This is a genomic window from Vulcanococcus sp. (assembly GCF_044369115.1).
GTDB lineage: Bacteria > Cyanobacteriota > Cyanobacteriia > PCC-6307 > Cyanobiaceae > Vulcanococcus.
The window spans coordinates 1-16,320 of record NZ_JBIPMN010000037.1 but is presented as its reverse complement, the minus strand read 5'-3'; the positions used below and the strand labels follow the sequence as shown (position 1 = coordinate 16,320).

19 protein-coding genes are annotated in these 16,320 nt (G+C 65.6%); 11 read left to right on the top strand and 8 right to left on the bottom strand.

Annotated elements, in window-relative coordinates:
- The 8 genes from ACIQ2E_RS04290 to ACIQ2E_RS04255 all read left to right on the top strand — a co-directional run.
- The coding region (locus ACIQ2E_RS04290; protein WP_398326665.1) for a phosphoribosylaminoimidazolesuccinocarboxamide synthase at positions 1-541 on the top strand (541 nt) is incomplete at its 5' end.
- A 42-nt stretch (positions 542-583) separates the two neighbouring features.
- A complete protein-coding gene (locus ACIQ2E_RS04285) occupies positions 584-2,821 on the top strand; it encodes a BamA/TamA family outer membrane protein (protein WP_398326662.1) in 2,238 nt (745 codons plus the stop codon).
- An 8-nt stretch (positions 2,822-2,829) separates the two neighbouring features.
- Entirely contained in the window at positions 2,830-3,672 is an 843-nt protein-coding gene (gene lpxC, locus ACIQ2E_RS04280) for a UDP-3-O-acyl-N-acetylglucosamine deacetylase (RefSeq protein WP_398326659.1), read from the top strand.
- A 35-nt stretch (positions 3,673-3,707) separates the two neighbouring features.
- Positions 3,708-4,136 carry a 3-hydroxyacyl-ACP dehydratase FabZ gene (gene fabZ, locus ACIQ2E_RS04275; RefSeq protein ID WP_398326671.1) on the top strand — a complete coding sequence of 143 codons (429 nt, stop codon included), beginning with the start codon at positions 3,708-3,710 and terminating at the stop codon, positions 4,134-4,136.
- Positions 4,137-4,162: 26 nt separating this feature from the next.
- On the top strand, positions 4,163-4,987 hold the full coding sequence (gene lpxA, locus ACIQ2E_RS04270) for an acyl-ACP--UDP-N-acetylglucosamine O-acyltransferase (RefSeq protein ID WP_398326668.1): 825 nt from the start codon (positions 4,163-4,165) through the stop codon (positions 4,985-4,987).
- On the top strand, positions 4,984-6,174 hold the full coding sequence (lpxB, locus tag ACIQ2E_RS04265) for a lipid-A-disaccharide synthase (protein ID WP_398326656.1): 1,191 nt from the start codon (positions 4,984-4,986) through the stop codon (positions 6,172-6,174). Before lpxA ends, lpxB begins: the two co-directional genes overlap by 4 nt.
- A gap of 35 nt (positions 6,175-6,209) precedes the next feature.
- Positions 6,210-6,815, top strand: a complete 606-nt coding sequence (gene msrA, locus ACIQ2E_RS04260) for a peptide-methionine (S)-S-oxide reductase MsrA (protein ID WP_398326653.1) — start codon at positions 6,210-6,212, stop codon at positions 6,813-6,815.
- Between the two features lie 156 nt (positions 6,816-6,971).
- Complete coding sequence (locus ACIQ2E_RS04255) at positions 6,972-7,163, top strand: hypothetical protein (protein WP_398326650.1); 192 nt, start codon at positions 6,972-6,974, stop codon at positions 7,161-7,163.
- Here the strand turns inward: ACIQ2E_RS04255 and ACIQ2E_RS04250 are convergent.
- Genes ACIQ2E_RS04250 through ACIQ2E_RS04230 form a run of 5 tightly spaced genes read right to left on the bottom strand, consistent with a single transcriptional unit; the run spans position 7,160 to position 11,005 of the window.
- The gene (locus ACIQ2E_RS04250) at positions 7,160-7,396 is read right to left on the bottom strand and encodes a hypothetical protein (protein ID WP_398326647.1); all 237 of its coding nucleotides are present in this window, start codon (positions 7,394-7,396) and stop codon (positions 7,160-7,162) included. The two genes, ACIQ2E_RS04255 and ACIQ2E_RS04250, sit on opposite strands and share 4 nt — an antisense overlap.
- A 32-nt stretch (positions 7,397-7,428) precedes the next feature.
- Positions 7,429-8,919, bottom strand: coding sequence for a leucyl aminopeptidase (locus tag ACIQ2E_RS04245; RefSeq protein WP_398326644.1), 1,491 nt, complete (start codon positions 8,917-8,919; stop codon positions 7,429-7,431).
- A gap of 34 nt (positions 8,920-8,953) precedes the next feature.
- Complete coding sequence (locus ACIQ2E_RS04240; protein WP_398326641.1) at positions 8,954-9,574, bottom strand: GIY-YIG nuclease family protein; 621 nt, start codon at positions 9,572-9,574, stop codon at positions 8,954-8,956.
- Between the two features lie 4 nt (positions 9,575-9,578).
- Complete coding sequence (locus tag ACIQ2E_RS04235; RefSeq protein WP_398326638.1) at positions 9,579-10,262, bottom strand: hypothetical protein; 684 nt, start codon at positions 10,260-10,262, stop codon at positions 9,579-9,581.
- A gap of 32 nt (positions 10,263-10,294) precedes the next feature.
- On the bottom strand, positions 10,295-11,005 hold the full coding sequence (locus ACIQ2E_RS04230; RefSeq protein ID WP_398326635.1) for a response regulator transcription factor: 711 nt from the start codon (positions 11,003-11,005) through the stop codon (positions 10,295-10,297).
- Between the two features lie 145 nt (positions 11,006-11,150).
- On the opposite strand from ACIQ2E_RS04230, the gene ACIQ2E_RS04225 reads away from it, so the two are divergent.
- Both ACIQ2E_RS04225 and tyrS read left to right on the top strand, forming a co-directional pair.
- Complete coding sequence (locus ACIQ2E_RS04225) at positions 11,151-11,474, top strand: DUF1825 family protein (protein ID WP_296369419.1); 324 nt, start codon at positions 11,151-11,153, stop codon at positions 11,472-11,474.
- Positions 11,475-11,516: 42 nt separating this feature from the next.
- Complete coding sequence (gene tyrS, locus ACIQ2E_RS04220; protein ID WP_398326631.1) at positions 11,517-12,788, top strand: tyrosine--tRNA ligase; 1,272 nt, start codon at positions 11,517-11,519, stop codon at positions 12,786-12,788.
- Between the two features lie 6 nt (positions 12,789-12,794).
- Here the strand turns inward: tyrS and ACIQ2E_RS04215 are convergent, their stop codons facing one another.
- Positions 12,795-13,208 carry a cupin domain-containing protein gene (locus ACIQ2E_RS04215; protein ID WP_398326628.1) on the bottom strand — a complete coding sequence of 138 codons (414 nt, stop codon included), beginning with the start codon at positions 13,206-13,208 and terminating at the stop codon, positions 12,795-12,797.
- A 54-nt stretch (positions 13,209-13,262) separates the two neighbouring features.
- On the opposite strand from ACIQ2E_RS04215, the gene pyrF reads away from it, so the two are divergent.
- Positions 13,263-14,024: an orotidine-5'-phosphate decarboxylase gene (gene pyrF, locus ACIQ2E_RS04210; RefSeq protein ID WP_398326625.1), complete on the top strand. Its 762-nt coding sequence runs from the start codon at positions 13,263-13,265 to the stop codon at positions 14,022-14,024.
- On the opposite strand, the gene ACIQ2E_RS04205 is transcribed toward pyrF, so the two are convergent.
- Positions 14,021-15,214: a glycosyltransferase family 4 protein gene (locus ACIQ2E_RS04205; protein ID WP_398326622.1), complete on the bottom strand. Its 1,194-nt coding sequence runs from the start codon at positions 15,212-15,214 to the stop codon at positions 14,021-14,023. The two genes, pyrF and ACIQ2E_RS04205, sit on opposite strands and share 4 nt — an antisense overlap.
- A 28-nt stretch (positions 15,215-15,242) precedes the next feature.
- Positions 15,243-16,320 (bottom strand): MFS transporter (locus ACIQ2E_RS04200; RefSeq protein ID WP_398326619.1); only part of this gene is annotated, 1,078 nt, incomplete at its 5' end.

The following is a 16,320-nucleotide window of genomic DNA, read 5'->3' as shown; positions in this document are numbered from 1 at the left end:
CTACCTCGCTCTGCAGGAACCGAATTGGATGCTTGTGCGTCCGGTTGAGATCGTTCCCGTGGAGGTGGTGGTGCGCAACACCGCCTTCGGATCGCTCTGCAAGCAGATGCCGATTGAGCCCGGCACACCCCTCGATCCCCCACTGCTCGATCTCTATTACAAAGACGACGCCTTTGGTGATCCCTTGCTCACCGATGCCCGCCTGGAGCGACTGGGGCTGTTGACACAGCAGCAGCGTCAGGAGCTGGAGCGACTGGCCATGGCGGTGAATACCTGCCTGCGCCAGTTTTTTGCCGGACTTGCGCTCCAGCTGGTGGATTTCAAGATCGAGCTGGGATTCACCGCCGACGGAGCCCTGGTGGTAGCCGATGAGATCAGTCCCGACACCTGCCGCCTCTGGGACTTGCAGGTGAGTGACGCCAGCGATCGCATCCTGGATAAAGACCGTTTCCGCCAGGACCTCGGGGGCGTGGTGGAGGCCTACGGGGAGGTTCTCAAACGGGTCCAAGGTGCCTGCCCTTCACCCCGTCTGGGCAAGTAAGTTCGGCGGAATTTGCGGCTCTGCCGCACTCCTGCTGTACCCATGGCCGCCACCCCTCACGGTTTGAGCCGCGCCCTGCGCCTCCGCGGCTCCCTCGGGCTGGCTTCGATGCTGCCGCTGGCGGCAGGCGTGGTGATGGCCTCGGCTCCTGCGTTCGCCCAAAACACAACTCCTGCACCGGCTGAGACGCCAACGGCGGCTCCCGCCGAGAGCAGTCCTCCAAGTGAGGCCCTCGCGCCACCGGCCAAGCCTGAGCCGAAGGTGCTGATCAGCGAGGTGGTGGTGAAGGGGATCGAGGGCCACCCAGAGCAGGAGCGGCTCGAGATTGCCGTCTACGACGCCATGGCCACCCGGCCTGGCACCCAGGTGACCCGTAGCGAGCTCCAGAACGACCTTTCGGCGATCTACGCCAGCGGCTGGTTCTCCGATGTGCGCATCCAGCCGGTGGATGGCCCTTTGGGGGTGCAGCTGGTGGTCACAGTGGTGCCCAACCCGGTGCTCACTGAGGTGGAGCTCGAGGGCATCGGGCCGAAGACCAAGATGCCTCCCACCCTGATCCCGGATATCTTTGCGGCCGATTACGGCAAGACCCTCAACCTCAACACCCTGCAGGCCCGGATCGGTGAGCTGCAGAAGTGGTATGCCGATCAGGGCTATTCCCTAGCCCGGGTGAGTGGTCCCACCCGGGTGAGTCCCACGGGGGTGGTGCAGCTGCAGGTGCGCGAAGGCAGCGTGGCCGGCGTGGAGGTGCAGTTCCTCAACAAAGAAGGCGAATCCACCAACGACAAGGGCCAGCCGATCCGCGGCAAAACCAAGCCCTGGGTAGTGACCCGTGAGGTGTCGATCAAGCCTGGCGACACCTTCAATCGCCGCCAGCTTGAAGAAGACATCAAGCGCCTCTACGGCACCGGCCTGTTCGGTGATGTGAAGGTGACGCTTCGGCCCGTGGCCGGCAATCCCGGTGAGGTGACGATCGTGCTCGGCATCGTTGAGCAGTCGAGTGGCTCCCTCTCCGGCGGTCTGGGCTACAGCCAGGCTCAGGGCGTGTTCGGCCAGGTGCAGCTGCAGGACAGCAACCTGCTGGGCCGGGCCTGGGATCTGGCGGTGAACTTCACCTATGGCCAGTTCGGTGGCCTGGGTGACATTTCCTTCACCGATCCCTGGATCAAAGGCGATAAGTTCCGCACTGCTTTCCGGGCCCGGGTGTTCTTCAGCCGGGAAGTGCCTCAGATCTTCCAGAGCCAGAACAACGGCACGATCAACACCGTGTCGGATGTGTCGAACGACTTTTTCAAGGCACCCTCCAACGCCACGGCCTACAACATTCAGAGCAACAACAACCCCACCGGCACCTCGTTCGGCTCGATTTCCAAGGCGCAGAAGGCTGACCCGAGCCTCAACTGGTTCAACCTCGACAACAACTCGATCGCCCTGCAGCGCATCGGCGGCAACGTTCAGTTTGTGCGTCCGCTCAACGGCGGCAACCCTTACAAGCGCGCGCCCTGGAATGTGGTGCTTGGCTTCAGTGGCCAGGAAGTCACTCCGATGAATTTCGGTGGTTCGGTGATGCCCTATGGCATGAACACCAACAACTACAAGAACGGCGAAACGCAGGTGAAGGATGTCATCTGCATCGCTTACAACTGCGCCCAGCAAAACCAGCTCGTGGGCCTGCGCGTGGCTGCCACGATGAACAACCTCAATGACCCGCGCAATCCAACGGCCGGCAACTTCCTCAGCCTCGGTACCGAACAGTTTTTCTCGGTTGGTCCGGATTCACCCACCTTCAACCGTTTACGCGCCAGTTACACCCACTACATCCCGGTGAACTGGCTGAAAATCTTCAAGGGCTGCCGGCCCAAGCCTGGTCAGAAAGAAGATTGCAAACAGGCCCTGGCCTTCCAGGTGACGGCTGGCACCAATGTGGGCAACTTGCCCCCCTATGAAGCCTTCTGTCTGGGCGGCTCCAACTCCGTTCGCGGTTACTACGACTGCGACCTGGGTGTGGGCAAGAGCTTTGGTGAAGCCACCATCGAATACCGCTTCCCGATCTTCAGCATCATCAGCGGTGAGGTGTTTGTGGACGGCGGCACCAGCTTTGGCAGCCAGCCCGACGTTCCCGGTAACCCGGGCGGCTTGTTGCTCAAGCCTGGTGACGGCTTCTCGGTGGGTACGGGTCTGATTGTTTCCACACCGGTGGGGCCGCTGCGTTTGGAGGTGGCTAGCCAAGACTTCACCGGCGAGTGGCGCTTCAACCTCGGTGTGGGTTGGAAGTTCTGAGCAGCAGCGTGACGATCTGGCCCAGCGATTATTCCCAGGCCTGGACCCTGGCGGCATCCGTGGAGCGCTCCGGGGTGGGTCTCCATAGCGGTGCCGTGGCCAGGCTTCGCTTAGAGCCCTATGAGCAGGCCGGCTACTGGGTGGCTTGGCTGGATGAACCAAGCATTCCTCCCCAGCGCCTGCATCCCAACCAGGTTTGCGAAACCCAGCTGTGCACGGCTCTGCAGCTGGATCAGCGCCGCTTGGCCACCGTGGAACATCTGCTCGCCGCCCTGGCGGGTGTGGGCATCAGCTCGGCGCTGCTGCTGGTGGATGGCCCCGAAGTTCCGTTGATGGATGGTTCGGCGCAGCCCTGGGTGGAGGCGATCGCCGAAGCAGGCCTCAAGCCTCTGGGCAGTCGTTCCTTTCTGCCGCTGCTGGAGGCCCCCATCACCCTGCAGCTCGGCCAGAGCTTTGCCACCGCCCTTCCTTCCGATTGCTTGCGGCTGGGGGCGGCTATCGAGTTTCCCCAGGCGGCGATCGGCCGACAGTTGTTCAGCATTGAGCTCACGCCCCAGGCTTTTGTGGAGAAGATCGCTCCTGCCCGCACCTTCGGCTTCAAACAGCAGGTGGAGCAGCTCTTGGCCGCTGGGTTGATCAAGGGCGGTGCCTTGGATAACGCCTTGGTGTGCGATGGCGAGGGCTGGGTGAATCCACCGCTGCGCTTTGCCGATGAGCCGGTGCGCCATAAGCTCCTTGACCTGCTGGGGGATCTCGCCCTGGCGGGGCTGCCCCAGGCCCAGGTGTTTGCCTTCCGCGGCTCCCATGGGCTGCACACGGCCCTGGCTGCCGCTCTGGTTTCTTCGAACTGACCCCCTTGACTGCCACCCCCTCAGCGCCGGCGCCTGTGCTCACCAGTGAGCAGATCCAGGGTCTGCTGCCCCACCGCTATCCCTTCGCGCTGGTGGATCGGGTGATCGAACACGAGCCTGGCAAGCGGGCTGTGGCGATCAAGAACATCACCTTCAATGAGCCGCAGTTCCAGGGGCACTTCCCCGGCCGTCCGCTGATGCCGGGTGTGTTGATCGTGGAGGCGATGGCCCAGGTGGGTGGTCTGATCGTCACCCAGATGCCGGATCTGCCCAAGGGGCTGTTCGTGTTCGCCGGTATCGATGGTGTGCGCTTCCGCCGGCCCGTGGTGCCGGGTGATCAGCTCGTGATCAGTTGTGAATTGCTCAGCCTCAAGCGCAAGCGTTTCGGCAAGGTGAAGGCTGAAGCGAAGGTGGATGGTGAACTGGTCTGCGCCGGGGAGCTGATGTTCTCCTTGGTGGACTGAGCGCCGCCGTGATGTCTTCTATCGCCATGGAACTCAGTGCGGGCGAAACCAGGATCCATCCCACGGCGGTGGTGGATGCGCGCGCGCAGATTGATGCAGGGGTGGAGATCGGTCCCTATGCGGTGGTTGGTGCCGAGGTGTCGATCGGTGCCGGCACGCGCATCGGTCCGCATGTGGTGCTGGATGGCCGGGTGACCATGGGCTGCCGCAACCGCATCTTCCCGGGTGCCTGCATCGGCGCCGAACCCCAGGACCTCAAATACAACGGTGCCTCCACCGAAGTGGTGATCGGCGATGACAACGCCATCCGCGAGTGCGTGACCATCAACCGTGCCACCCACGAGGGCGAGCAGACGCGGATCGGCAGCGGAAATTTGCTGATGGCTTACAGCCATCTGGGCCATAACTGCCTGTTGGGTGATCGGATCGTGATCGCCAATGGCGTGGCAGTAGCCGGCCATGTGGTGATTGGCGATCGGGCTGTGATTGGTGGAGTGCTCGGGATTCACCAGTTCGTGCACATCGGCACCATGGCGATGGTGGGTGGCATGAGCCGCATCGATCGCGATGTGCCCCCCTACGCGATCGTGGAAGGTCACCCGGGACGCCTGCGCGGCCTCAACCGCATCGGCATCAAACGCAGCGGTTTGGCCGAGCTCGATGACGGCGCCCAGGCCAAGCAGCTGCTACAGGTGTGGTCTGAGCTCTATCGCAGTGATGCGGTGCTGGCCGAGGCCCTCCAGCAGGTGCGCCGCCAGCCGTTGCTGCCGCCGGCGGAAACCCTGGTCAGTTTCCTGGAAGCTTCGATCGGTCCTGGCCGCCGCGGCCCGCTTCCTGCCGGTCGTTCATGAGACGACTGCTGATCAGCACCGGCGAGGTGTCCGGTGATCTGCAGGGAGGCCTGTTGGTGGCTGCTCTGCGGGATGAGGCTCAGCGGCGTCAGCTCCCCCTGGAGATCGCTGCCCTGGGTGGCTCGCGGATGCGCCAGGCCGGAGCGGAGCTCTTGGCCGACACCACGCCGATGGGCTCCATCGGCCTGTGGGAAGCGCTGCCGCTGGTGCTGCCCACCCTGCGGGTGCAGCGGCGTGTGGGCCGCTGGCTGAAGCGCAATCCCCTCGATGGGTTGGTGTTGATCGACTACATGGGCGCCAACGTGAGGCTTGGCCTCAAGGTGAAGCGGCGCCTGCCCAACGTGCCGATTTTCTATTACATCGCTCCGCAGGAGTGGGCCTTTCGCGTGGGCGAAGGCAGTTCCACCCGCTTGATCGGCTTCACCGATCGGATCCTGGCCATCTTTCCGGAAGAGGCTCGCTTCTACGCCGCTCGTGGGGCTCAGGTCACCTGGGTGGGCCATCCGCTGCTCGATACCCTCGCCGATCTCCCCAGCCGCGAGGCGGCCCGCGCCCAGCTGGGGCTCCAGGCCGGTGAACGGCTGCTGTTGCTGCTGCCCGCCTCGCGTAAACAGGAATTGCGCTACTTGTTGCCGCCCCTGGCGGCTGCTGCCGCCGAGCTGCAACGCCGCTGCCCTGGCCTGCGGGTGATCGTGCCGGCCGGGCAGGCTGCTTTTGAACCGGTGCTCGCGGAGCTGATCGCCGCGGCCGGGGTGCGGGCGGAGGTGGTGCCTGCCGCCCAGGCGGATGCGTTGCGCCCCACGCTCTGCGCCGCCGCGGATCTGGCCCTGAACAAATCCGGCACGGTGAATCTGGAGCTGGCCTTGCGGGGGGTTCCCCAGGTGGTGGGCTATCGCGTCAGCCGGCCCACGGCTTGGGTGGCCCAGCATCTGCTGCGCTTCCAGGTGGATCACATCTCGCCGGTGAATCTGGTGTTGCAGGAGCGGCTTCTGCCCGAACTGCTGCAAGACGAGCTCACGCCGGAGGCGGTGGTGCGGGAAGCGCTGTGTTTGCTCGATGACCCCCAGGCTCGCAGGCGGGTGGAGGACGGTTACCAGCGGCTGCGCCAGGCACTGGGTGAGCCGGGCGTCACCCGGCGTGCGGCTGCTGCCATCCTGGACGCGCTTCCTGCGGCTGCTTCCGTTTGATCAAGCGCACTGTTCCGGTTCTCTTTCCGGTTCTGTTGTCCCTGGTGTTGCTGCTCTGGCCCCTGGCGCCCGTGCAGGCCGCCGTGGAAGAGGCCGTTCTGGCCGGCGGCTGCTTCTGGTGCCTCGAGCACGATCTTGAAAAGCTGCCTGGGGTGTTGAGCGTGGAGAGCGGCTACAGCGGCGGCAGCCTGCGCAATCCCACCTACCGCCAGGTGAGTGGCGGCGGCACCGGCCACCAGGAGGTGGTGGAGGTGCGGTTCGATAACGCCCGGATCAGCTACGCCACTCTGCTGCGGGCCTATTGGCGCAATGTGGATGCACTGGATGGCGGCGGCCAGTTTTGCGATCGCGGCAGCTCCTACCGCCCAGTGATCTTCACCCAGGGTGAGGCGCAGAAACAGCAGGCTGAAGCGAGCCTCAAGGCTGCGGCTCGGGAGCTGGGCAAACCGGTTTCAGCGATCCGTGTACAGATCAAGCCCCTCAGCCGCTTCTGGCCTGCGGAGGGCTATCACCAGGATTACGCGGAGCGCAACAGCGTGAAGTACAACTACTACCGCTGGGCCTGCGGCCGCGATCGGCGCCTGGATCAGCTGTGGGGAGCCAAAGCCCGCAGCAGTGCGGCTTGGGTGTCGGCGCGCTGACCTGGCGGGCTAGCGATCTTGCGGCTGAATTCGGAGGAAAAGCTGAAGCCCTGAGGCGCTTCTTTGGGCTGTTTTTGAGTGGTGGAGCGGGTTTCCGCCCTTTTTTCTCTGAGCGGAGTCACTTAGCGTTGCCCTGACGCGAGCGCAGGTGTGTGTATGTATCTGCTGACCATTCGCGATGGTCTCTTGACCCGTCATATCGGTCCGTACGAGAGCCCGAAGCAGGCCTCGGATGATCTCGATCGGCTGCTGGAGCAGTTCGGTGAGCGCGCCCGCTGGCAGATCCACGCCCTGGAGGCTCCGCATGATGTTCTGCGGGGCTCAGGTCGGATGGCTGCCGCCGCCTAGGGCTTCTGCTGGCCCGGATAGCCCCGCAGCAGTCCGCTTTCCACCATCAGGCCCACGCCCGCCACGATGGCCACCAGGCTGAGGGTGCCGTACCAGAACCAGGGGCCATGGGCCTGGCCCAGCATCTGCAGGGTGCGGCGCTGAACAGCTTCCCCAAACAGGCACAGACCGGCGGGCAGCAGCAGCACCCCGATCTGTGCTTTTACGAACCAGCGGATCTTGCGAACGGCCATGAAGTGGAGCTGGGTCGATCGATGCGACCAGCCTAGGCGGGGCCCCCGGCCTGCACCCAGTTCACCAGGGTGCGCACGCCATAGCCCGTGGCGCCAGCGGGATCGAGGCCCCGGCCCTTATCGCTCCACACCGTGCCGGCGATGTCGAGGTGAGCCCAGGCCACCTCGGGAGCCACAAAGTCCTGCAGGAACAGGGCGGCGGTGATTGATCCACCAGGTCTGGGGCCGGTGTTCTTCATGTCGGCCAGGCCGCTCTTGAGGCCTGCGCGGTAGGAGGCGCGCAGGGGCATGCGCCAGAGGGTTTCGCCGCCCTGGGCGCCCGCCTCGATCAGGCCCTGGGCCAGCGGATCGCAGGGCGACCACAAGCCAGCGATCTCCTCTCCAAGTGCAATCACGCAAGCGCCGGTGAGGGTGGCCAGATCCACCACGGCATCGGGTTCCAGCTTGCAGGCGTACACCAGCGCATCGGCCAGGGTGAGCCGCCCTTCGGCATCGGTGTTGTTGATCTCGATCGTTTTGCCGTTCGAGGCGGTCACGATCGCACCGGGGTGAATCGCACCGCCGCTGATCATGTTTTCGCAGGCGGCCACGATCATGTGCACTTCCACGCCGGCGGGCTTCAGTTCGGCGATGGCACGCATGGCCCCCAGCACTGCCGCGCTGCCGCCCATGTCGTACTTCATCATGTCGATCTGGGATCCGGCGGTTTTGAGGTTGTAGCCGCCTGAATCGAAGGTGAGGCCCTTGCCCACCAGCACCAGGCGCCGATTCGCTTCGCCCTGAGGCCGGTAGGTGAGATGGATGAATTTGGGCGGTAGATCCGAGCCCTTGGCCACCGCCAGGTAGGAGCCCATGCCGAGCGCTTCGCAGTCGCTGCGCTCGAGCACCTTGAGGTCCAGGCCGAATTCGCGGGCGATGTCAGCTGCGGTGTCGGCCAGGGCGGCTGGGGTCACCACATTGGGCGGGGCCGCCACCAGCTCGCGGGCCAGTTCCACACCGCTGCAAACGGCGCGGCTGCTCTCCACAGCGGCCTGGGCGCTGTTGTCCAGCCCCAGCAGCTCCACCTGGCTCAAGCTGGGCTGTGGATCGGTTTCGCTCTTGAAGCGTTGATCGCTGTAGAGGCTCAGGCGCACCGCTTCAGCCATGGCCGCAGCGGCGGCCTGAGGGGCCAGGCCTTCCACCGGCATGGCCAGCGCGAATTGGCTGGCGCCGGCACTGGCCGCGTTCTTGCTGGCGGCCGCGGCAGCGCTGCGCAGCTGTTCTGGGCCGAAGTCGGCGGGCGCACCGAGGCCCACCAGCACCAGCAGGCTGGGCGATTGGCCGAGCAGATCAATGCTCAGGCTTTCACCCGGTTTGCCCTTGAAGCGGCGTTGTTCGAGGCGATCGGCTACGGCGGCACCGAAGCGCTCCAGCAGTTGGTTGCGGCTGGCTTCACCGGCTTCGCCAGTGAACAGGCCCACCGCTAGCGCTTCGCCGCTCCAGCTGGTAAGGGTGGCGGTGCTGCAACGGATCTCGGCGACCATCTCGGCGGTTCAGATGGCGGCGATGGTAGGGCGATCAGCCCAGCTCGGCGGTGAAGGGTGTGGCCCAGCGGCCGCGGGTTTCCTTGTTGAACGGCGGCAACCAGTGGCGGATCAGGGCCTGCTCTAGCGCCCGCCTCGGGCGCACCGCCACTGGCGCATCGCTCCAGAAGCGAATGCTCAGCTGGCTGCCCAGCCCCACCTGTTGAAGGGCGTCGCCATAGGCGGCCAGATAGCTCTTGCAATCGTGCTCGCCCTTCCAGCGCCGATCGGCCTGGGCCGTTTCCCCCACATAGAGCAGCAAGGCGCCTGGGAGGTGAGGCGGCCGATCGAGCACGAAGTAAAGGGCGGCGCCGGTGTTGCTGGCTTCAGGCCAGCGCCAGAACTGCAGGCTTTGAGGTGCCAGGGTCAGGGGATCCAGCCGCTGCACCGTGTCGGCTGGGCCAACCACGGCGCCATCAAGCAGGTTGATCTGGCCGGCCGCCAGGCTGCGCCCTTCGGCCACGGCAGCGAAGCGTGGTTTCTGGAAGGCCAGCAAGCGCTCCTGCCACTGGCGCAGCTGATGCTCCTGCAGGGGTAGCCCCTGGGGGGTGGCGCTGCTGCCGCCCAGCGGTTGGGCAAACAGATCGCCCTGACGGGGTGTGGGGCCCTTCACCATCCGCTCAAGCTGAACGGGGCAGTTGCGGACCGGCTGGCCCCTGGCCAAAGCGCACCTTACCGATCAGCTCTTCCACCAGGGAAGGCGGCAGCTGCAGGCGCTGATGGAGATCTGCCAGATCGTTGAAGGGGGCACGTTGGCGTTCGCGCAGCAAGCGCGCCCGCCGCACCGCATCGAGTTGCGGCAGCTCGCGCTCCAAGGCTGCAGCAGCTGCGTGGTTGAGATCCACCGGCCTGGTGCTGGCATGCAGCGGGGCGCCATCGCCATACCAGCGGAACAGCAGCAGCGGCTCCCAGGCTGTGGCCTGGCTGCGCGGGAGCTCCAGTAGCCGCTCGAGATCGTCGAGCCCGCTCAGTTGCACGCCACCGCGCTGCAGTCGCAGTAGTAAATCCACCTGAACCGGTGTGATGCCGGGCAGCCGCAGCCAGTCGTCGGCGCTGGCGCGGTTCACATCCAGGCGCCAGCCCAGGGCTGCTGCATGGCGCACCTCGCTGGGGTCATGCAAGCGCCGCTGCGGATCTTGGCGCAGCTTCAGCTCGAGTAAGTCGCGCTCCACGGCCTCGTCTGCGGCGGTTGCCTCCACGGCGATCGCCTCAGTAGGCGGGGCTGGCTTGGGGCGACGCGGCAGCTGCCCTGTGGCCTCCAGCAGGCTGCGGGCAAACGGATCGAGCCAGTGGCCACGGGCCATGGCGGCGGCGGCGGGAGCGGAGTTGCCCGACCTTAACGATCTTCCGGCCACTCCACCAAACCGAGGCGGATGCCTTTGATGGCGGCCTGCAGGCGGCTGCGGCAGGCCAGCTTGTGCAAGACCTGCGCCACATGGCTCTTCACCGTTTCCAGGCTGATGAACAAATCGGCAGCGATCTCCTGGTTGGTGGCATTGGCCGTTATCCGTTGCAACACCTCCACTTCCCGTTCGGTGAGCTGAGCCAGCGGTGCATCAGCCAGGCCGCAGTAGCCCTGGAAGTACTGCTGCTGCAAGCCCTTTTCCACGTAGCAGGCCCCAGCGCTCACGGTCTGTAGGGCCATCACCACGGTGCCTAGACCGATCTGGGATTCCAGACAGATGCCATCGCAGCCGGCCTCAAAGGCTCGGCGGATGGTGATCAGCCGCCTCGGCTGGGTCACCACCATCAAGGTGGTGGGTGCCGGCTGCAATTGCTTCGCTGATTCCACCAGCGATCCGCCATCACCCTGCTCCAGGAGGTCCGTGCAGATCAGCAGATCGGCTTCCTCGCTGCGCAGGAGATTCAGGCCAATGGCTTCGCTGGTGGTTGCACCCACCAGCGCTTCCGCTGGCTCCGTGGCATTCACGAACAGGCTCAGGGCCATGCGGCTGCCGATGCAGGCCACCAAGCGATGGGGCTTCACCAAGGCGGTGCTGCTGCGCACATGGCCCCGCACCTCATCGATCAGTGGTGTGTAGTCCACCGGGGGCACTGAGCGCTCACAGTTCCACTGTGTGATGCGCCGCGTGCGTTGTCAGCTGCTGGTGCCGGAGCAGATACGTGGATCCGCACTCGTCAGTGTTGGTGGTGGTCAGCAGAATCCTCCGAAGCGCTTGCGCCCTAACGCCATGGCCTTCTTCGACTCCGAGATCGTGCAGGAGGAAGCCAAGCGCCTGTTCGGCGACTACCAGCAGCTGATGCAGCTGGGGGGCGAGTACGGCAAGTTCGATCGCGAAGGCAAGAAGCTGTTCATCGAGCGCATGGAAGAGCTGATGGACCGCTACCGCGTGTTCATGAAGCGCTTTGAGCTTTCAGAAGACTTTCAGGCCAAGCTCACGGTGGAGCAGCTCCGCACCCAGCTCGGTCAGTTCGGCATGACCCCTGAGCAGATGTTCGAGCAGATGCAGCGCACGCTCGAGCGGATGAAGAGCGAGCTTGATAAGGAGGCCTGAAGCCCGCTGCCTACGATCCGCCCCTGAACAGCAGCGGCAGCGATGGCCAAGGGTGCGTGGGGATTGCCGCAGTGGATCGAGCGCGGCGTGGCCGATCTCTTCCCAGCCGGCACGGCTGAGGGGCCTGCGAAGGATCCTGATCAGCAGCTCGCTGCCCGCCTGGCGGAGGCCGAGCGCGATGGCCGGCCACTGCGGATCAAGCTCGGCATCGATCCCACCGGCTCCGACATCCACCTGGGCCACTCGATCCTGTTCCGCAAGCTGCGGGCCTTCCAGGATGCTGGCCATACGGCGGTGCTGATCATTGGTGACTTCACCGCCCGCATCGGTGATCCCACCGGAAAGAGCGCCACACGCATCCAGCTCAGCGCCGAGCAGGTGGAAGCCAATGCCGCCACCTACCTCGCCCAGCTCGGGCAGGGGCAGGACCCTGCCAGGGCGCTGCTCGATTTCGCAACCCCCGGCCGGCTGGAAGTGCGGCGCAACAGTGAATGGCTGGCGGCGCTGGATCTTCCGAAGGTGATCGAGCTGCTGGGCATTTCCACCGTGGGCCAGATGCTCGCTAAGGAGGATTTCGCCAACCGCTACGGCTCAGGCACGCCCATCTCCCTGCATGAATTCCTTTACCCCTTGCTGCAGGGCTACGACTCGGTGGCGATCCAGGCCGATCTGGAGCTCGGTGGCACGGATCAGAAGTTCAACGTGGCGATGGGCCGCGATTTACAGCGCCATTTCGGCCAGCGCACCCAGTTCGGGATGTTGCTGCCGATCCTGCCTGGCCTAGATGGTGTGCAGAAGATGAGCAAGAGCCTGGGCAACACCGTGGGCCTCTCAGACGACCCGCTCTCGATGTATTCCAAGCTCGAGAAGGTGCCCGATGCGGCGGTGGAGGAGTACCTCACCCTGCTCACCGATCTCGATCTCGACGCCCTGCCCGCCAACCCGCGCGAACGCCAAAAGGCGATGGCCCTGGAAATCACCCGCCAGCGCCACGGCGACGCGGCGGCTCAACAGGCTCAGGCTGATGCCGGCAGATTGGTGGCTGGTGCCAGCGGCAGCGGTGCCGCGGATGCGGAGGTGCTGGAAGCCTCGCTGGCGGAGGTGAACTTCCCGGCCAGGGCTTTTTATCTGCTCAGTGCGGTGGGCATCTGCGCCAGCAGCAGCGAAGCGCGCCGCCAGATCCAGGGCGGCGGCGTGAAGCTCGATGGCGAGAAGCTCAGCGATCCCAACCAGGAATTCACCGCCGCCGCTGAGCTGGAAGGCAAGGTGCTGCAGCTCGGGAAGAAAACCTTCCGGCGGTTGGTGGCGTGGTGAGGGGCGTCAGAGCGATCTGAGCACCGCCAGATCGTCGGCATCCAGTGGCGTGGGGATGCCCTGCTCGAGCAGATCGGCAAAGCCGCCGTCGCTGCTGAGCACCGTGAGCAAATAGACGCGCTCGGGCCCTGGATTTTCGAGGTCGTGCAGGGCTTCTTCCGGCACCACCACAACGTCGCCGCCGCTGGCGCTGATCGAGCGATCACCCACGTGGAACAGCACCGTGCCCCGCAGCACGAAAAACAGCTCAGCCCCCCGGTGATGGCTGTGGGGCGGCACCCGATCGCAGGGATCGTGCACCTCGAGAAACACCGTGCACCCACCGGATTCCGGCCTGTTGAGCAGCGCCAGACGGCAGTGGTCGTGGCTGCTCAGGCGATAGCCCTGCAGCTGCTCGGGATGCAGGATGCGCGGCAGCATGGGGCCATGGGAGCGTGAGCTTCATGCTGCACTCCCTCAAGGGCAGCCTCCAGCATGCTTCGTAGCCTGAGATCTCGTCAGAGAGCCGGATCCAGCGTGAACAGGTCTGCCGCCGATCGGATCATCGTGGCCCTCGATGGCATGGCTCCTGCGCAGGCCCTTGGTTTTGCGGCGGCGGTGCCTGAGCTGTGCTGGGTGAAGGTGGGTCTTGAGCTGTTCGGGGCCGGCGGCCCGGATGTGGTGCGTCAGCTGCGCGATCAGGGCAAGCGGGTGTTTCTCGATCTCAAATTCCACGACATTCCCGCCACCATGGCCGGCGCCTGCCGCAGCGCGGCGCGCCTCGGTGCCGAGCTGATCACCGTGCATGCCTGCGCTGGCAGCGAGGCCTTGCGGGCGGCTCAGGATGCCGCCGTGGATTCGGCGACCGCCGCGGGGCTGCCGGCTCCCACGCTGCTGGCGGTCACGGTGCTCACCAGCTGGGTTCCAGCTCGTTTTGCCGCTGAGCTGGCGATCGAGGAGCCGGTGGAGGCCTACGTGCCCAGGTTGGCTGAGCTGGCTGCGTCGTCTGGAATCGGCGGCTGTGTGTGCTCGCCGCTTGAAGTGGCGTCGTTGCGTGCTGCCCACCCTGAGCCGTTCGCCCTGGTGACCCCAGGGATTCGGCCGGCGGGTGCCGCCCTGGGTGATCAGCAGCGGGTGATGACCCCGGCTGAGGCCATCGGCGCTGGTTCAAGTCAGCTGGTGATTGGCCGCCCGATCACGGCTGCAACCGATCCGGCCACGGCATTTGCAGCCTGCTGCGCCGAACTGTGCGGCTAGGCCGCCAGGCTGCCCTCGGGAACGAGCTCGGCGTAGAGCTGTTCAAGTTGGTCGATGTTGCGGCTCAGGGTGTAGCGCTCCAGGGCCCGCGCGCGGGCGCGGCGGCCCAGCTCTGCGGTGAGCACCGGTTGATCACGCAGCACGGGCAACAAGGTGCGTAGCTGGGTGGTGACCCCCTGGGTGCTGATCACGATGCCGGCACCGCCCTCAAGCACCTCGCCATCCGCTCCGGCGTCGGTGGCCACGCAGGCGGTACCGCTGGCCATCGCCTCCAGCAGTGCCAGGCTCAGCCCCTCCACCAGCGACGGCAGCAAAAACACCTCCGCCAGCTGTAACAAGGCCACGCGCTTGGCCTGATCCGGTTCATGTCCCCACCAATGCACGCGGCACTCGGGGCCAAAGTTCTGCATCAGCGACTGGCGCACAGGCCCATCGCCCACGATCACCAAGGTGCAGCCTTCCGGTTGCACCAGCCGCCAGGCCCGCAGTAGCGCTTCCACGTTTTTCTCGGTGGCGATCCGGCCCATGTAGAGGAACACGCGCTGGCCGGCAAAGCGCTGGCGCAGCTCGAGCAGGTCCGCGGATTCCGGCATCGTGCTGGGAGCCCATTGCTCGGGATCCACCCCGTTGGGGATCACCGCCAGGCGGTTGGCCGGCACCCCCAAGCGCAGCAGCACATCCGCCTGCAGATCCGAGAACACCACCACCCGGTCGTAGCGGGCCAGCGACGGGGCGTAGAGCTGATACGTGAGCTGTTGGGTGCCGGAGCTGAGGTTGCGCAGCGCCGCATCGAAGGGGGGATGGAAGGTGGCCACCAGTGGCAGCCCCAGCTGCTGGCATAAATCCGGCAGGCGGAAATCCAGGGGCGACAGGGTGAGACTGGCGTGCACCAGATCCGGTTGCAGCCGCTCCAGGGATTCGCGCAGCTCCCGCTGCGCTCCGGGCGAGGGGATGGTGTACACCTGGGATTTCACCAGGTAGGGCAGCGTGACCTCCGGGTTGTCGCCTGCTCCGCCCGTCAGGGTGGCGACCGCCTCCTCAGGGCTCTTGCCAAGACCTGCCGCCGGGGTGTCGAAGTGAATGAAGCTGATCTCGTGGCCGCGTTGCTTCAGGGCTGCCGTGGTGCTGAGCCCGTAGGTGACGTTGCCGCAGAACGGTGATTTCTTGCCCAGCCAGGCGATGTGGGCCACGCGCGGGCAGTGTCACCAGATACCAAAACTAGCAGCGTTCCCAGGGGCGCTCGAGCAGCGCTGCCAGAAGAGCCAACCCCGCCAGCGCCCACAGAACCGGCAGCAGTCCGTAGCGGCTCACCACAGCACCGGCGAGCACCAGCGGCAGGCTCAGAGCGATGTTGATCAGGTTGTTCTGTAGGCCAAACACCTTGCCGTGCATGGCTTCTGGGGTGTCCTCCTGGATGGTGGTCTGGGCGGGGATGGCCAGGAGCGCAGAGCCCACGCCAAGAACGGCGCACAGGGTGAGGGTGGCGCTGAGGTTGCCCCGCAGCTGGCCGAGCAGCACCAGGCTCCAGGCGATCGTGCCCAGGCCGGCTGAGGCCAGCCGGCGCCGGTTGAAGCGATGCCCCACCTGTGCCACCGCCACAGCGCCCACCGCCAGGCCGATGCCACTCATCGCCAGCAACGTGCCGAACTGGGTGGGGCCCAGCTGCCGAATGGCTGAGGCCAGGCTGATGGCGAGCACATACAGCGCGGCCAGCAGGCTGTAGAGCAGCACCAATTGCAGTAGCGCGCTGCGCACGCTGGGGCGTTCCCGCAGCACCTGCAGTCCGTCGCGCATCTCCTCCCACACGGTTTGCTCGCGCTCCTGGCGTGGCGTTTCCTCCACCCGGATCCAGGCGATCGAGAGCGCGGCTAGGCCGTAGCAGAGCGGTAACAGAGCGAATTCCCCGTTGGGGATGCCGATGGCGCCTAGCCCGTACTTGAGCAGCCTCAGGATCGGGTCTCCCAGGGCGAAACCCACGATCGTGGCGCCCATGCTCGTGGCTTGGTACAGCGAATTGGCCGCCAGCAGTTGGTGGGTGGGCACCAGCATCGGGATTGCTGCCTGTTCCGCCGGTGCAAAAAACTGGGTCAGCACCGATTCCAGGAAGGTGATCACCAGCAGGGCCCAGTAGCCCCAGCTCAGCCCCAGCCATTCGGGGCCTGGGATCAGGCTGAGCGGCGCCAGCAGTGCCAGCACGGCGCGGATGCCGTTGCTGGCCACCATCACCTCACGCTTGCGCCAGCGGTCGGCCCATACCCCCGCCACCAGGCCCAGCAGCATGGCCGGGATCGTGTTG

What these genes read in the sequence shown, in the direction of transcription:
- ACIQ2E_RS04240 (WP_398326641.1), bottom strand. Translation starts at nt 9,574, where the DNA reads ATGGTGAAGGGCCCCACACCCCGTCAGGGCGATCTGTTTGCCCAACCG.
- ACIQ2E_RS04250 (WP_398326647.1), bottom strand. Translation starts at nt 7,396, where the DNA reads ATGGCCGTTCGCAAGATCCGCTGGTTCGTAAAAGCACAGATCGGGGTG.
- lpxB (WP_398326656.1), top strand. Translation starts at nt 4,984, where the DNA reads ATGAGACGACTGCTGATCAGCACCGGCGAGGTGTCCGGTGATCTGCAG.
- tyrS (WP_398326631.1), top strand. Translation starts at nt 11,517, where the DNA reads ATGGCCAAGGGTGCGTGGGGATTGCCGCAGTGGATCGAGCGCGGCGTG.
- ACIQ2E_RS04235 (WP_398326638.1), bottom strand. Translation starts at nt 10,262, where the DNA reads ATGGCCCGTGGCCACTGGCTCGATCCGTTTGCCCGCAGCCTGCTGGAG.
- ACIQ2E_RS04285 (WP_398326662.1), top strand. Translation starts at nt 584, where the DNA reads ATGGCCGCCACCCCTCACGGTTTGAGCCGCGCCCTGCGCCTCCGCGGC.
- lpxA (WP_398326668.1), top strand. Translation starts at nt 4,163, where the DNA reads ATGGAACTCAGTGCGGGCGAAACCAGGATCCATCCCACGGCGGTGGTG.
- ACIQ2E_RS04225 (WP_296369419.1), top strand. Translation starts at nt 11,151, where the DNA reads ATGGCCTTCTTCGACTCCGAGATCGTGCAGGAGGAAGCCAAGCGCCTG.
- pyrF (WP_398326625.1), top strand. Translation starts at nt 13,263, where the DNA reads ATGCTTCGTAGCCTGAGATCTCGTCAGAGAGCCGGATCCAGCGTGAAC.
- ACIQ2E_RS04245 (WP_398326644.1), bottom strand. Translation starts at nt 8,919, where the DNA reads ATGGTCGCCGAGATCCGTTGCAGCACCGCCACCCTTACCAGCTGGAGC.
- ACIQ2E_RS04215 (WP_398326628.1), bottom strand. Translation starts at nt 13,208, where the DNA reads ATGCTGCCGCGCATCCTGCATCCCGAGCAGCTGCAGGGCTATCGCCTG.
- ACIQ2E_RS04255 (WP_398326650.1), top strand. Translation starts at nt 6,972, where the DNA reads ATGTATCTGCTGACCATTCGCGATGGTCTCTTGACCCGTCATATCGGT.